The organism is Streptosporangium sp. NPDC006930, from assembly GCF_040635605.1.
Classification (GTDB): domain Bacteria; phylum Actinomycetota; class Actinomycetes; order Streptosporangiales; family Streptosporangiaceae; genus Streptosporangium.
Window position 1 is genome coordinate 45,260 of sequence record NZ_JBEYID010000018.1, and the last position, 12,795, is coordinate 58,054.

11 protein-coding genes are annotated in these 12,795 nt (G+C 71.1%); 6 read left to right on the forward strand and 5 right to left on the reverse strand.

The window, feature by feature from the left end:
- Positions 1-356: 356 nt before the first annotated feature.
- From ABZ664_RS27810 to ABZ664_RS27825, 4 genes are all read left to right on the forward strand, one after another.
- The gene (locus tag ABZ664_RS27810) at positions 357-2,468 is read left to right on the forward strand and encodes an ATP-binding domain-containing protein (RefSeq protein ID WP_362515991.1); all 2,112 of its coding nucleotides are present in this window, start codon (positions 357-359) and stop codon (positions 2,466-2,468) included.
- Between the two features lie 595 nt (positions 2,469-3,063).
- Entirely contained in the window at positions 3,064-5,019 is a 1,956-nt protein-coding gene (gene lnt, locus ABZ664_RS27815; protein ID WP_362515994.1) for an apolipoprotein N-acyltransferase, read from the forward strand.
- A complete protein-coding gene (locus ABZ664_RS27820; RefSeq protein ID WP_362515996.1) occupies positions 5,019-5,771 on the forward strand; it encodes a polyprenol monophosphomannose synthase in 753 nt (250 codons plus the stop codon). Before lnt ends, ABZ664_RS27820 begins: the two co-directional genes overlap by 1 nt.
- A gap of 213 nt (positions 5,772-5,984) precedes the next feature.
- Positions 5,985-6,548, forward strand: coding sequence for an FxsA family protein (locus ABZ664_RS27825; protein ID WP_362515998.1), 564 nt, complete (start codon positions 5,985-5,987; stop codon positions 6,546-6,548).
- Here ABZ664_RS27825 and ABZ664_RS27830 read toward each other — a convergent pair.
- Positions 6,535-6,978: an SRPBCC family protein gene (locus ABZ664_RS27830; RefSeq protein ID WP_362516001.1), complete on the reverse strand. Its 444-nt coding sequence runs from the start codon at positions 6,976-6,978 to the stop codon at positions 6,535-6,537. The genes ABZ664_RS27825 and ABZ664_RS27830 overlap by 14 nt on opposite strands.
- Positions 6,979-7,231: 253 nt before the next feature.
- Between ABZ664_RS27830 and ABZ664_RS27835 the strand changes: the two genes are divergently transcribed.
- A complete protein-coding gene (locus ABZ664_RS27835) occupies positions 7,232-7,723 on the forward strand; it encodes a GNAT family N-acetyltransferase (RefSeq protein ID WP_362516003.1) in 492 nt (163 codons plus the stop codon).
- A 127-nt stretch (positions 7,724-7,850) separates the two neighbouring features.
- On the opposite strand, the gene ABZ664_RS27840 is transcribed toward ABZ664_RS27835, so the two are convergent.
- Positions 7,851-8,417: a snapalysin family zinc-dependent metalloprotease gene (locus ABZ664_RS27840; RefSeq protein ID WP_362516005.1), complete on the reverse strand. Its 567-nt coding sequence runs from the start codon at positions 8,415-8,417 to the stop codon at positions 7,851-7,853.
- A gap of 65 nt (positions 8,418-8,482) precedes the next feature.
- Positions 8,483-9,610, reverse strand: a complete 1,128-nt coding sequence (locus tag ABZ664_RS27845) for a S1 family peptidase (RefSeq protein ID WP_362516007.1) — start codon at positions 9,608-9,610, stop codon at positions 8,483-8,485.
- 532 nt (positions 9,611-10,142) lie between these two features.
- Here ABZ664_RS27845 and ABZ664_RS27850 point away from each other — a divergent pair.
- Complete coding sequence (locus ABZ664_RS27850; RefSeq protein ID WP_362516011.1) at positions 10,143-10,328, forward strand: hypothetical protein; 186 nt, start codon at positions 10,143-10,145, stop codon at positions 10,326-10,328.
- A 114-nt stretch (positions 10,329-10,442) separates the two neighbouring features.
- On the opposite strand, the gene ABZ664_RS27855 is transcribed toward ABZ664_RS27850, so the two are convergent.
- Together ABZ664_RS27855 and ABZ664_RS27860 are read right to left on the reverse strand one after the other, a co-directional pair.
- A complete protein-coding gene (locus ABZ664_RS27855) occupies positions 10,443-11,711 on the reverse strand; it encodes an aminoglycoside phosphotransferase family protein (RefSeq protein ID WP_362516013.1) in 1,269 nt (422 codons plus the stop codon).
- A 107-nt stretch (positions 11,712-11,818) separates the two neighbouring features.
- Positions 11,819-12,691 carry an MHYT domain-containing protein gene (locus ABZ664_RS27860; RefSeq protein WP_362516015.1) on the reverse strand — a complete coding sequence of 291 codons (873 nt, stop codon included), beginning with the start codon at positions 12,689-12,691 and terminating at the stop codon, positions 11,819-11,821.
- Positions 12,692-12,795 lie beyond the last annotated feature (104 nt).

A 12,795-nucleotide genomic window follows, 5' to 3' on the forward strand; every position in this document is an offset into this window, starting at 1 on the left:
TCCTAACTTCGAGTGAAGTTAAGGAACCCAACGGATTCTCGTCAAGCGGGCAGGGGAGGCCGCAATCAAGCTGTGATGACGGCGGGGTGGGTAAACTTCTCGACGGACCTGCTAGGGTGATGGTTTGTCATAACAACCAGTGCAATGGCCCGGAGTATCCCATTACTAGTAACGATAATGGAGCGACGGCAACCCGTCAAATCGAGCTGGCCAGGGAGCAGGAGTATGTTTCCCGCCTTTATGCCCGGCTTGATCTGCTGCGCGAGCGCACTCAGCGACAGCTGGACAGTGTTCTCGCGCAGGGCGGAAGTGGCGGCACGCACCAGAACCGCTCCGAGCGCGACAGCTTCGCGGGGATGTACGCCGAACGCCTGGGCCGTCTGTGGGCGGTCGAGAACGGCCTGTGCTTCGGCCGGCTCGACAACGCCGACGACACCTCACTCTACATAGGCCGCATCGGCATGGCCGACGACGACCAGCGCCGGATGCTGATCGACTGGCGGGCGCCGGTGGCGCAGCCCTTCTACGGCGCCACTCCCGCGGCCTCGATGGGCGTCACCCGGCGCAGGCACCTGCAGACCAAGGGTCGTACGGTGATCGGGATCGACGACGACCTCCTCGACCTCGACAGCCTCACCGAGGAGGACGTGGCCACCCTCAACGGGGAGGCCGCGCTGCTGGCCTCCCTCGGGGCCAAGCGCACCGGCCGGATGCGTGACATCGTGGCCACCATCCAGTCGGAACAGGACCGCATCATCCGCTCCGACCTCAACGGGGTGCTGGTCGTGCAGGGCGGTCCCGGCACCGGTAAGACCGTGGTCGCGCTGCACCGCGCCGCCTACCTCCTCTACACCCACCGGGAGAAACTGGCCCGCAGGGGCGTGCTCATCCTCGGTCCGAACCTGACCTTCCTGCGCTATATCGAGCAGGTGCTGCCCTCCCTGGGCGAGACCGACGTGCTGCTGTCGACCGTCTCCGAGCTGTACCCGGGGGTCGTCCCCCGCCGCAGGGAACGTGCGGAGGTGGCCGCGGTCAAGGGGGACGCCCGGATGGCCCAGGTCGTCGCGCGGGCCGTGCGCGAGCGGCAGCGGGTGCCGCGCAAGCCGATCGAGATCAAGCTCGACCGCTACACCCTCAAGCTGGAGGGAAACGTCCTGGAGGCCGCCCGCAGTCGGGCGGCCCGCTCCAAGAGGGCGCACAACGAGGCCCGCGCGGTCTTCGTCCGCCACCTGCTCAACGCGCTCGCCCGGCAGGCCGCCAGGCAGCTCGGCAAGGGGATGATCGACGACGACGAGCTGGCCGACATCCGTGAGGACCTTCGCACCGAGCGGCCCGTCAAGGCGGCACTGAACCGGCTGTGGCCCTACGTCACCCCGCAGCAGCTCCTGATCGGGCTGTTCACCTCCCGCGAGCGCCTCGACCACGCCGCGTCCGAGTTCGGCGAGGCCGAGCGGGAGCTGATGCTGCGCGAGCCGCCCCGCAAGGGGGAGGACTGGTGGTCGGAGTCCGACGTACCGCTCCTGGACGAGGCCGCCGAGTTGCTCGGTGACATCGACCCCGCCGTGCTGCGGGCCGGAGCGTGGATGGCCGAGGAGGAACAGGCCGCGCAGCGTGCCGCCGCGCTCGACGAACGACAGCACCAGCTCGCCTACGCCAAGGAGGTCCTGGAGCTGACCGGCCTGTCCGACATCATGGACGCGGAGAGGTTCGCCGCCCGTCACCTCGGTGACGACGTCTTCCTGACCACCGCCGAGCGCGCGGCGGCCGACCGCACCTGGGCCTTCGGGCACGTCATCGTCGACGAGGCGCAGGAGCTGTCGCCGATGGACTGGCGCATGCTGATGCGCCGCTGCCCGACGCGGTCGATGACGATCGTCGGCGACCTGGCCCAGACCGGTTCGTCGGCCGGGGCGCGCTCCTGGGGGCGGGTTCTGGATCCGTACGTGGCGGGACGCTGGCGTGAGGAGACCCTCAGCGTCAACTACCGCACCCCGGCCGAGCTGATGGCCGTGGCCGCCGACGTGCTCACCCTGGTGGATCCGGCGCTGAGCGCCCCGGCCTCGGTGAGGGAGACGGGGGCGCGGCCGTGGGCGGCCTCCCCGACGGCCTCCCTCACCGAGGTCGTCAAGGCCGAGGTCGTCGAGGGCGGGCGGCTTGTCGTGATCGTCCCCGAGTCGCGCGCCGAGGAGTTCGGGACGATCGTGGTCCGCTCCGTCGACGGCGCGGTGGCCGGACCGGGAGCGGCGGCCCTGGACGCGCAGGTGGCGGTGCTGACCGTCGCCGAGGCCAAGGGGCTGGAGTTCGACGCGGTCGTCGTGGTCGAACCGGAGCTGATCCTGGGCGAGTCCCCGCGCGGGGCGAGCGATCTTTATGTGGCCTTGACCCGCGCCACCCAGCGGCTTGGCGTCGTGCACGACGGCCCGCTTCCCGGTGCCCTCGTTCGACTTGAGCGACATCGGATCACATGAGAGCATTGACGGCTCTCGTCGATCATGTCCCAGCTGCGAAAACTTGATGTTTCCGCTGTTAGTGACACGGTTGACATCTGCGCTGGGCTCGGTAGTTTGCTGCCCAGTCCAGCACGGGACTGGCCGGTCGGCCGCTTTTCGACATAGCAGTCTCCTGCGCCCGTGACGGGGGTTTCCCCCGTCCGTACAGCCAGGCGCAGGGCCTGCAGTCCGTCGAGGCGGGGCACTCCTTCCGGGCGGGGGGTTGGACCCAGGAGGGGTCCGGGCACCCAGTAGACAACGGCAATCCGCGCTCGCCGCCGACGGGACGGAACCGGTCCGAAGGGTCGTCCGGGCCCTCTTCCCGCTCCCGTGCGAGCGCCGCAAGCGTCGGGGCGGCCCGGGGTGTCCATCGACATCCCGGGTCGCCCCGTTGCCGCGTCTGGAGTCTGCTTATCGTGGTTTTGCTGGGTTTGAAGTGCTTTGGTGTTGTTTCTGATTAATGTGGCGGAGAACTTTTGGGGGCGTGCCTGCTGGACGGTAGCGTTCCGGCTAGCAAGACCGGTCAGGAAGGCCAGACGTCAACCGCCGCACGACATCGCAAGGAGCCTCGCCCGTGGTGCAGGACAAGACGGCCGCTCCGGTACCGGAGCGGCCCGCGCGGGGCGTTCCCGCGGGAGGTGCGGCGGCCGGTTCCGTGGCCGGCTTGGCGACCGGCCCCGCGAGGAGGGCGACCACCGGTTCGGTGGACGGCTCGGTGGAGGATGCCGCGGCCGTACCTGCGGCCGCTTCGGTAGACGGTGTCGCGGACGTCCCGCCCGGCGCGGAGGTTTCGTCCCCCGGGTCGCGCCTGGTGCCGCTCGCCCGGGCCGCGGGCGCGGTGGTCGGCGGTCTGCTGATGTTCCTCGCCTTCCCGCCGCTCGGGCTCTGGTTCCTCGCGCCGCTCGGCATGGCCTCGGCGATCCTGGCGGTACGTGGCACTCGCCCGCGCCGGGGCACGTGGCTCGGCCTCCTCACCGGGCTCGCCCTGCTGCTGCCCGCTCTGCACTGGGTGAGCCCGATCGGCACCGACGCCTGGCTGGGTCTGGTCGCCATGGAGAGCGCCTTCTACGCCGCATGGGGGACGGGCGTCGCCGTGGTGACCCGGTTGCGTCTGTGGCCGCTGTGGGGCGCCGCGCTCTGGGTGGCGGCCGAGTGGGCGCGGGGGCAGTTCCCCTTCGGTGGATTTCCCTGGGCGCGAGTGGCCTTCAGCCAGGGAGAGTCGATCTTCACCCCGTACGCCGCGCTCGGCGGGGCGCCGCTGGTGAGCTTCGCGGTGGCTTTGTGCGGTGGCCTGCTCGCCCTGGCGGCGCTGCGCTTTTTCCCGGCCCCGGCTCCGACCACAGCCCCGGCCCCGGCCCCGGCCCCAAGCACGGCCTCGGCTCAGGTTCCGACCCCGGCCGAGTCCCAAGGTTCGCTCTCGCGCAAGGATCGGCTCCCGGCCTCGGCCGAGGTTCCGCCCGAATCCTCCGGCTCTCCCGTGGTTCCCGGCTCCCGTCGTGCCCGGGACTCGCGCTGGGGGCGGGCACTGGCCCTGCCGCTCGCCGGGGCGCTGGCCGTGCCGGTCGCGGCCCTCGCCGTTCCCCGGTACGGCGACGAGGGCAGGAGCGTGACCGTCGGCGTCATCCAGGGCAACGTTCCCGGCCGGGGTATGCACCCGCTGGGCGACGAGCCCGCCGTGGTCCTCGGCAACCACACCCGGATGCTCCACCAGATGGCACGGGATGTGCGAGAGGGCAGGACACCCCGTCCCGACCTGGTCGTGCTGCCGGAGAACTCCACCGACATCGACCCGCTGCGCAACGAGTTCGCCCGGAGCGAGATCGACGCGGCGGTCAAGGACATCGGGGTGCCCGTCCTGGTCGGCGCCGTGGTCGGGATCGGGGAGAACAACCGGGCGACCCGCAGCATCGTCTGGGACCCGGTCACCGGCCCTGGCGCCCACTACGACAAGCAGCAGCTGGTCCCCTTCGGGGAGTTCACCCCGCTCCAGGGTCTCGTGCTCGCCCTGTTCGAGCGGGCCTCCCTGGTCGGCAAGCAGTCGGTGGCGGGCACCCGCGACGGCGACCTCAGGTTGGGTCCGGTGACCGTCGGCGCGATCAACTGCTACGAGGTGGCCTTCGACGGCATCGTGGGCGACACCGCCAGGACGGGTGCCACACCGTTGGTGGTGCAGACCAACAACGCCACCTACGCCCTGACCAACCTGCCGTCGCAGCAACTCGCCATGTCCCAGTTGCGGGCCGTGGAGCACAATCGGGCTGTGATCACTTCCGCAATTACTGGTATATCGGCATATGTGACCCCGAATGGTTCGATCGCCTGGCGTACCGGCGAGCTGGTTCCCGCCATGAACGTCCTGACCGTTCCGGTCAGGACCGCGCAAACCATCGCCACACGCGTGGGTGCGCTGCCCGAGTGGGCCTTGATACTTGTGGGTGCGGGTGCGGTGGCCACCGCCTGGCGGCGCCGGACGCCCGGTGCGGGGCACCTCGCGAACCGGGAGGACGATCAGCAGGTGGGAGACGCGTGATGGAGCGGATGCTTGGTCGGGTGCTCGTCATCGTCCCGACGTACAACGAGCGGGAGAACCTGCCGCTGATCACCCGGCGGCTGCGCGAGGCCGTCCCCGACGCCCACCTCCTGATCGCGGACGACGACAGCCCCGACGGCACGGGGGCGATCGCCGACAAGCTGGCGGCCGACGACGACCACGTCCACGTGCTGCACCGGCCGGGTGGCAAGCAGGGGTTGGGCGCCGCCTACATCGCGGGTTTCCACTGGGGTCTTGGGGAGGGGTTCGGCGTCCTCGTGGAGATAGACGCCGACGGATCCCACCAGCCGGAAGAGCTGCCCAAGCTGCTGGACGCGCTGGCCGAGGGGGCCGATCTGGCGATCGGCTCCCGGTGGGTGCCCGGTGGCAAGGTCGTCAACTGGCCGGTCTCGCGGGAGTTCCTGTCACGCGGTGCGAACGTCTACACCCGGCTGATGCTGGGCCTCCCGGTCCGGGACGCCACGGCGGGCTTCCGCGCCTACCGTGCCTCGGCCCTGGAGGAGATCAGCCTGCACGACGTCGAGTCGCGGGGCTACTGCTTCCAGGTGGACCTGACCCTGCGTACGGCTCGCGGTGGGATGCGCGTCACCGAGGTGCCCATCACATTCGTGGAGCGCACCGTCGGGGCGAGCAAGATGAGCCGCGGCATCGTGGTCGAGGCGCTGTGGCGGGTCACCGTCTGGGGTGTCACCGGCCTGCCCGCCCGCCTGCGCCGCCGCCGAGGTCGCTGACCCCTGGCCCCGCGGTCGCGCGACCGGCCGATCCTGGCCGCCCGCGCCGCTTCCGTGAGGCCGCCCCCGGCTCGGAGGGGAGCGCCGTCCTGAGAGTCGGCTGAGGACGGTGAGGACGGTGAGGAAACCGTCCACGCTGAGCGAACGCGGAACGCGCCGCCGCTCCGGGACGTTGTTCATGTCGTACGGCTGTCGCACGAGTTGAGGCGAAAAATGCGCATTCTGCTGTTCCTGACCTTTCTCGTGGTGCCGTTCCTCGAGATATGGGTGCTCATCCAGGTCGGTCAGCTCATCGGCGGGTGGCCCACGGTGGCCCTCCTGCTCGCCGGCAGCCTGCTCGGCGCCTGGGTCGTGCGCCGCGAGGGCCGCCGGGCCTGGCGCAGCCTCCAGGAGGCGCTGCAGAGCGGCCGGGCACCCGAGCGCGAGCTCGCCGGTGGCGGGCTGACCCTCGTGGGCGGCATGCTGCTGATCGCTCCGGGATTCCTCTCGGACGTCCTCGGTCTCCTGTGCCTGCTGCCGTTCACCCGGCCGATGGTCCGCGGGCTCGGATCCTGGCTTCTCGCCCGCCGGATCCGCACCCTCGTCGCCAGGAACGCGGGGGGTGCCGGGCTCGGCTCGCCGTTCGGCGCGGGCTCGCCCTTCGACGTGTTGCGCGACGGCGGGAGGCCCCCGGGTTCCGGGCCGGTCGTCCACGGCGAGGTCATCCGCGACGAGCCGGGTGACGCGGGAGGTCCAGGCGGGACCAAGGACTCCGACCGGGGGATCATCGGTCGCTGAGCGCGGCCAGGCGGCGCAGCGAGAGCCGGAACAGGGCCGCGTTCAGCGGTTTGATCACCCGCCAGCCGAGCCGCCCGGCCGCGCCGAACGGCACGTCGAGGTCCTCCTTCCAGACGATCGTGCTGCCGCCGCCCTCGCGGGGCAGCACGCGGAAAACCCCGGTGCCGCGCACCAGTCGTCCGGTGTGGCGGACTCCCACGCTCCTCGGCGGATCCCACTCGGTGATCTCCATGGTGTCGAGGAACCCGGCCGGTCCCACCCCGCTGAAGGCCTCCAGACGGCTCCCGGTGCCGCGACCGTCCCCGGCGGTGACGCGCGCCCGGGTCAGGACCATCCACTCGTGGTGCCTCGGCCAGTCGGTCAGGACCGAGAACACCTGCTCGGGCCGGGCGTGCGCGTCCACGGAGACGCTGATGTGGGAACGGGTCATCCCCGGTTCCTTCCCCGTCTCCGCCGGCCGACCCTCCGGACACCTCGCCGTGCCCCTGTGCCCGTGAGATCCTGCCGTGGACGATGACGGGCGCCGACGAAGGTGATGGAGAATCCCGTTTTTCTTCTTTTTAGGTCGGGATTTAGTGTGATTGTGGACCGTGAGGGTGTGAAGACGTGACGCACGGCGCGCCCGGGACGGTTCGCGGCGGGAAGAACGACACCGGGAGAGTGTGGAGAGGGGCGGGTTCGCGATGACCGCGTTCGCACAGGGAGCCGGCCTGGTCGAGGTCAGGCCGGTCGGCTGGAACGACGCGGCGGCCGTGGCGCTCCGCGGAGCGATGACGGAGGAGATGGACGCCCGCTACGCCGACCTGCTCGCCGTCATCGGCCTCGTGCCCGATGGCATGAACGTCGAGCCGGAGACCGTCGCCTACACCGGGGTCGCCTATGTGGCGGAGGGCGTCGCGGTCGGGCACGTGGCGTTGCGCAGGCTCGGTGGCGACCTGGAGCTCAAGCGGATGTTCGTGACCCCGTCCCATCGGGGCACCCGCGTGGCGCGGGCCCTGCTGGCCGCCGCCGAGGACGCCGCCCGCGCGCTGGGCGCGCCCCGGGTCGTCCTGCAGACCGGTCCCCGCCAGCCGGACGCGGTGAGGATGTACGAGAGGGAGGGCTACACGCCCGTCCCGGTCTTCCCGCCCTACGACCGTCTCCCGGGCTCCCTCTGCTTCGAGAAGCCTCTTTGATCCGCCCTTTCGCTCGCGGCGAAGGGCGGCTCTCCGGGGCGCCGGGGCCGGGCCGGGCCGGTGCCCGGACACGGGTTCGCCGGCCCGGCCGAGGGGACGGCCGGACCGGCGAGGTGCTCGCGGGAGTCTAGGACGCCGCGTGCTCGGGACTGTCGACGTAGATCCGACCGAAGTCGACCGCCGGGGCGAATCCGGCGAAGTTGCGCTGGACCTCGGCTTTCTCCGCCGCGTTCGGGTTCGCGTTGGTACAACTCGTACCCGCGCTCGCACCGGACATCAGGTCCGTGCACCGGCCGGTACGCCGGTCGGGCAGGCCCAGGATGTGGCCGATCTCGTGGGCGGCGATCCGCAGTGGGTTGTGACCCTCCGCGGTCGCCTGACGGCCCATCCACACGGTTCCGCGGCCGAGGCTGGTGGGCTGCGCACGGGGCCAGCCGTTGTCGGCGAGCACCACGAAGTCCGCGGGGCTGCCGGCCACCAGTCGTACGTTCGAGACGCTGGAGTTCCAGATCTGGGCCGCCTGGTCGACGGCGGATCGGAACTCCGCGGCCCTGCTCGCGTCATACCTGAGCACGCGAACCGCTGCCGTGCGGGCGTCCGCCGCGTGGGCGGGCGCGGCCTGGGCGGGGGTGACCGTCACCAGGAAGGCCAGCCCCAGGATGAGGGCGACGCAGGAGCGAATGATCCTTGACATTTCTGGCGGGCCTCCTCGGCCATCGGGGGGTTGCTCACGGGGAGCAGGCTGGTGAGGAGGCGAGATCAGCCGGTGACGAGTGTCAGCCCGTACGCAGAGAGGATCTCGTTGACCGGCTGGTGGTAGGTGGTGCCGCCGATGGAGCAGTTGCCCGAACCACCGGAGGTGACGCCCTGTGCCTGGTTGCCGGAGATGAAGGAGCCGCCGGAGTCGCCTGGCTGGGCGCACGCGCTGGTGCGGGTCAGGCCGCTCACCGTGCCCTGCGCGTAGGTGACGCTCGCGTTGTGCTGCTGGATGGTGCCGCAGCGCCAGCCCGTGGTGGAGCCGGAGCGGCAGATCGAGGAGCCGACCGAGGCCTGGGTGGAGCCGCGGACGACCACGTTGGCGCCGCCGGAGCCGCGGACCCAGGGCCGCGGAGTGTGACCGGGGGTGGCGACCCAGGCGTAGTCGTTACCGGGGAACGACGAGCCCTGGAAGGTGCCGGACGGGCTGGTGGTGGTGTTGCCCGCCCTGCCGCAGTGACCGGCGGTCACGAAGCCGGGGGTGCTGCCCCGCCACACGGAGAAGCCGATGCTGCAGCGGCTGCCGCCGATGTAGTAGGCGTTGCCGCCGATGATGTCGATGAAGGGCTCGGGCTTCTCGGTGGAGAGCGTCACCTTCACGACGCCCTTGTCCGCGCCCGCGGCCGCGGCGAGGGCCTCGCCCGCGGCCTGGTCGCCGGTGAGGATCACGACGCTGTTGGTCGTGACGTCGACGTACCAGAGGGAGGCGCCGGCCTTCGCCTCCGCCGACGCGCCGTCGAGCTTGGCCTTGACGGCCTCGAGGTCGGCGAGGGAGCGGCTGACGACCACGGGCTGCGCGCCCTTGGCCTTGATGGCAGCCGCGGCGGAGGCGTCGGTGGTGGCCACGGAGAGCTGGGAGGCGTCGCCGTTGAGCCAGGCGCCGCCGTACTTGGCGCCCAGTTCCCGGGTCAGGGCGGACTCCGAGGCGGCCGCGCGGTGCTCGTTGGCCAGGCGCTGGACGGCCTGCTCGGCGGTGAGGCCGAGGTCGCGCTGGAGAGCCTCAAGCATCGCGGCCGGAGGCTGGGGGGCAGGGGCAGGGGGGGCGGTCGTCGCGACGGCGGGCGACACGGTGGCGACCAGGTACAGAGCCACGGTGGCGGCTCCAGCCAGAAGGGTACCTCGACGTAACATGCACACTCCTTGTGAGGGGTGATGTCAAGGTATTAGTGAGAAGCATGCGGAGGGATCTCCCAAAAAATCCCTATCGCGATGTTATGGGGGCTTGATCACCTTAGGGCCTGGGGTGAGCTGGAGGGCACGGCGCTCGCGAACACCTTCCTCCCGGAGAGATGATGCGACCGAAACAGCCGAGGAATGTGGCCGAAACGGCGAGGGAGTGAGTGACGATCGGGTGCTCCCCCCTACTCGCGCGGTCGGGCGGGACTCTGAAAGACTGGTCGCCGCGCCTTCGGCGCGCAGGTGCCGATTCTCGACAGTGACCAACAGTGACCAACAGTGACCAACAGTGACCAAACAGAGCAGCGTCAATGACTTGTTCTGTGCATCCGGAACTCGCGAGGACGCATCGCCGCGCCGCACGTGCGGCCGATCGGTGGACAGGAGTCCTCACGACGCCCGTTCCCCTCCTCTCCCGCGCGGGCCGTCGTCCAGGCCGCCCACCATCCGGCCGTCACCGCCCGGACGTCACAGAAGGACACGCATCATGACTGACGAAGCCGTCGTCACCGACGCCGGGAGCGAGGAGACGGCGACGTTGCCGCGCCGCAGCGACGCGCTGCGGTGCCCGCACACCGAGGGCGGCGAGCGCCGTTGCGTCCTGCCTCCCGGCCACGATCTGGACCACGTCTACCCGCACCAGAAGGCTCCCGTCCTGTGCGCGGGTGAGTGACAGGCGATCGAACGGCCGGCGGGGAAACGGCCCGCGGGCGCGGAGAGGTCCGGCGGCGCCGCGCCGTCCCCGATGACCTTCCGGCGGGAGGCCTCTCTGAAGAACAGGCGTCCTTCAGAGAACGCCGATCGCCTCGGCGGCGGCCACGGCCGCGCGGACGGCCTGCGCCGGGTCGCCCTCGTGGTACCGCCGCTCGCTGGGCTCGATGTTGTTGAGAAACTCCTGATAGCGGACGGCGTACGCGAGGTGCTGCAGAGGTTCCGCCAGGATCAGTGCGCGGGCCGGGTGGCAGCCGGGGACGGCCGCCGCCCACGTCTCGCACCAGGCTTCCGCGGCCGCTTCCCAGAGGTCGGCGGGCAGGAAGTCACGGGGGCGCAGGCCGTCGAGGACGGGATGGCCGTAGTGGCTGTCGGCGAGGTCCAGCACGACGGTGCCGCGCGGTCCCGCCATCCAGTTGCCCGGATGGAAGTCGCCGTGCACCAGCGTGCACGGCAGGCCGCATGACTCCAGCGAGGCGGCGAGCGACGGCAGACGATCGGCGAGCCGGTGGGCGAGGCGCAACTCCCCGGCTTTCAGGTCGTCGGCCGCCTCACCGGTGAGCAGCTCGCCCACCAGCGCGGCCAGAGCCGAGGGGGTGCGGTCGGGAAGTCCATCGGGTGGCCCGCACCCGTGTTCGGCGAGAGCCGCCTGTGCCCTCGCCAGGCGGCTCACCGCCTCGGCGACGATCTCCCGCGACGCCCCGTGACAGTCGCCGCCGGGCACGTGCTCCAGGAGCACCCGCCGGTTCGGGACGTCGGCCGCCACGATCGCGGGCACCAGACCGGGATCCTTCGCCGCGAGCATCCCGATCGCGCGGGCCTCGTCGGCGGCGAACCCAGGAGTGATCTTCAGCCAGACCGGTCCCGGGCGCGTGGGGATGCGGAACAGCCCCGCCAGGTTCCAGGTCTTCACCTGCCGGGCAGGCCCCTCGGCGGGCCTGCCCGCCTCACGCAGCGCGGCCTGGGCCCAGGCCAGTGCCTCGCGCACTCCCGACGCCTTCGCCCACTCCGCCCGGTGCGCCACGGGGCCCGCCAGGTCTCCCGGGACCGGCCTGCCGATCGTGTCCGGGGCGCCGGGCCGGAGGCGGGCCAGACCGGCCGCGGGACGGTTCAGGGCCTCGACGTGATAGGTCGTGTGGCCGTCGCGAGGGCCGTGGCCGCCGTTCTCGACGTCGACCAGGCGCAGTACCACCACGGGTGCGCCCAGCACGCCCTCCAGATGGGTCACGATCGAACCGACCTCGGCCCACCAGGGTTCGGCCACGGGGAACGGGCCGATGGTTCCCAGCCATTCGGTGCCCGACGTCACGAGGGCGCTCACCGTGCGGCCCGACGTTTCGCTCACGGGGGCAGTGTGCCCGCGGGGAGGCGGTCGGTGCCACGGGTTTCTCCGGAGCCGAGGCAGAGGAGGACGAGGGGCGGCACTGCCGGGTCCGGGTGCCCGGTCCTCGGTCAGTGCCCGGAGCTGTGGTCGTCGAAGAGGGAGGGCTCGTGCCGCCGGGCCGGCCGCGCGTGGGGCTCCATCGATCCTGCGGGCTGAGGGTTCTCGCTCGGGCGATCGCGCCGCAGTTGGGACAGGAGTCTCGCGTCCTCGCGCATCTCTTCTTCAGAGGGGGACAGGAAGATCGCCAGGAGCAGGCCGAGGCTGAGCATGCTGATCCCGACGAGCAGAGGCAGCATGAAATCCATGCCCTGCGCCCCGCTCGTCGGCGCGGAGGTGTCGTGGAGCTCGACCCCGATGGCGAACATGCCGGTGTAGTGCATCCCATTCACCGCGAAGCCCATCAGCAGGGCGGCGCCGGTGGTGGCGAGTGCCCCGCGCACGCGCACGCTGAACCAGAGTGCCACCGTCGCCGCGACCACCGCGATGATCAGTGACAGTCCGACCAGGAGAGGGTCGTAGCTCACGTGTGCGGACATGTTCATGGCCGCCATGCCCAGATAGTGCATTCCGGCCACGCCCAGGCCGGTCAGCAGCCCGCCGCCGAGGAGCGCGCCGGTGCTGTTCTCCCTGTGCGAGACCAGGAACAGACCGGCGCCGACGACGACGATCGCGAGCAGCGCGGACGCGACGGTGAGCGGGACGTCGTAGCGGATCGACGTGCCCATGACGTCGAAGCCCATCATCGCGATGAAGTGCATCACCCAGATGCCGGTCCCGCCGATGGACAGGGCCGCGCCGCCGAGCCAGAGCGCGCGTGAGCGGCCCTCCGCCCCTCGGGCCCGCGCGGCGAACAGCAGTCCCAGCAGGGATCCGGTGCTCGACATGATGTACGAGGCGACCGGCGTGACGAGCCCGTAGGCGAAATGGTCGATGGGGGACATGACGAACTCCTGGCATGCGGGAGAGTAATGGAACGTGCCAGGACGGGGTCAGGCCGGGCTGGCATGCGGGAGTGGTCGTGGGATGGCCGTGGGATGGCCGTGAG

Excerpts from the sequence above, each read along its gene's own strand:
- ABZ664_RS27845 (WP_362516007.1), bottom strand. The coding sequence starts at position 9,610 with ATGTTACGTCGAGGTACCCTTCTGGCTGGAGCCGCCACCGTGGCTCTG.
- ABZ664_RS27820 (WP_362515996.1), top strand. The coding sequence starts at position 5,019 with ATGGAGCGGATGCTTGGTCGGGTGCTCGTCATCGTCCCGACGTACAAC.
- ABZ664_RS27860 (WP_362516015.1), bottom strand. The coding sequence starts at position 12,691 with ATGTCCCCCATCGACCATTTCGCCTACGGGCTCGTCACGCCGGTCGCC.
- ABZ664_RS27810 (WP_362515991.1), top strand. The coding sequence starts at position 357 with ATGTACGCCGAACGCCTGGGCCGTCTGTGGGCGGTCGAGAACGGCCTG.
- ABZ664_RS27825 (WP_362515998.1), top strand. The coding sequence starts at position 5,985 with ATGCGCATTCTGCTGTTCCTGACCTTTCTCGTGGTGCCGTTCCTCGAG.
- ABZ664_RS27830 (WP_362516001.1), bottom strand. The coding sequence starts at position 6,978 with ATGACCCGTTCCCACATCAGCGTCTCCGTGGACGCGCACGCCCGGCCC.
- ABZ664_RS27850 (WP_362516011.1), top strand. The coding sequence starts at position 10,143 with ATGACTGACGAAGCCGTCGTCACCGACGCCGGGAGCGAGGAGACGGCG.
- ABZ664_RS27835 (WP_362516003.1), top strand. The coding sequence starts at position 7,232 with ATGACCGCGTTCGCACAGGGAGCCGGCCTGGTCGAGGTCAGGCCGGTC.
- ABZ664_RS27840 (WP_362516005.1), bottom strand. The coding sequence starts at position 8,417 with ATGTCAAGGATCATTCGCTCCTGCGTCGCCCTCATCCTGGGGCTGGCC.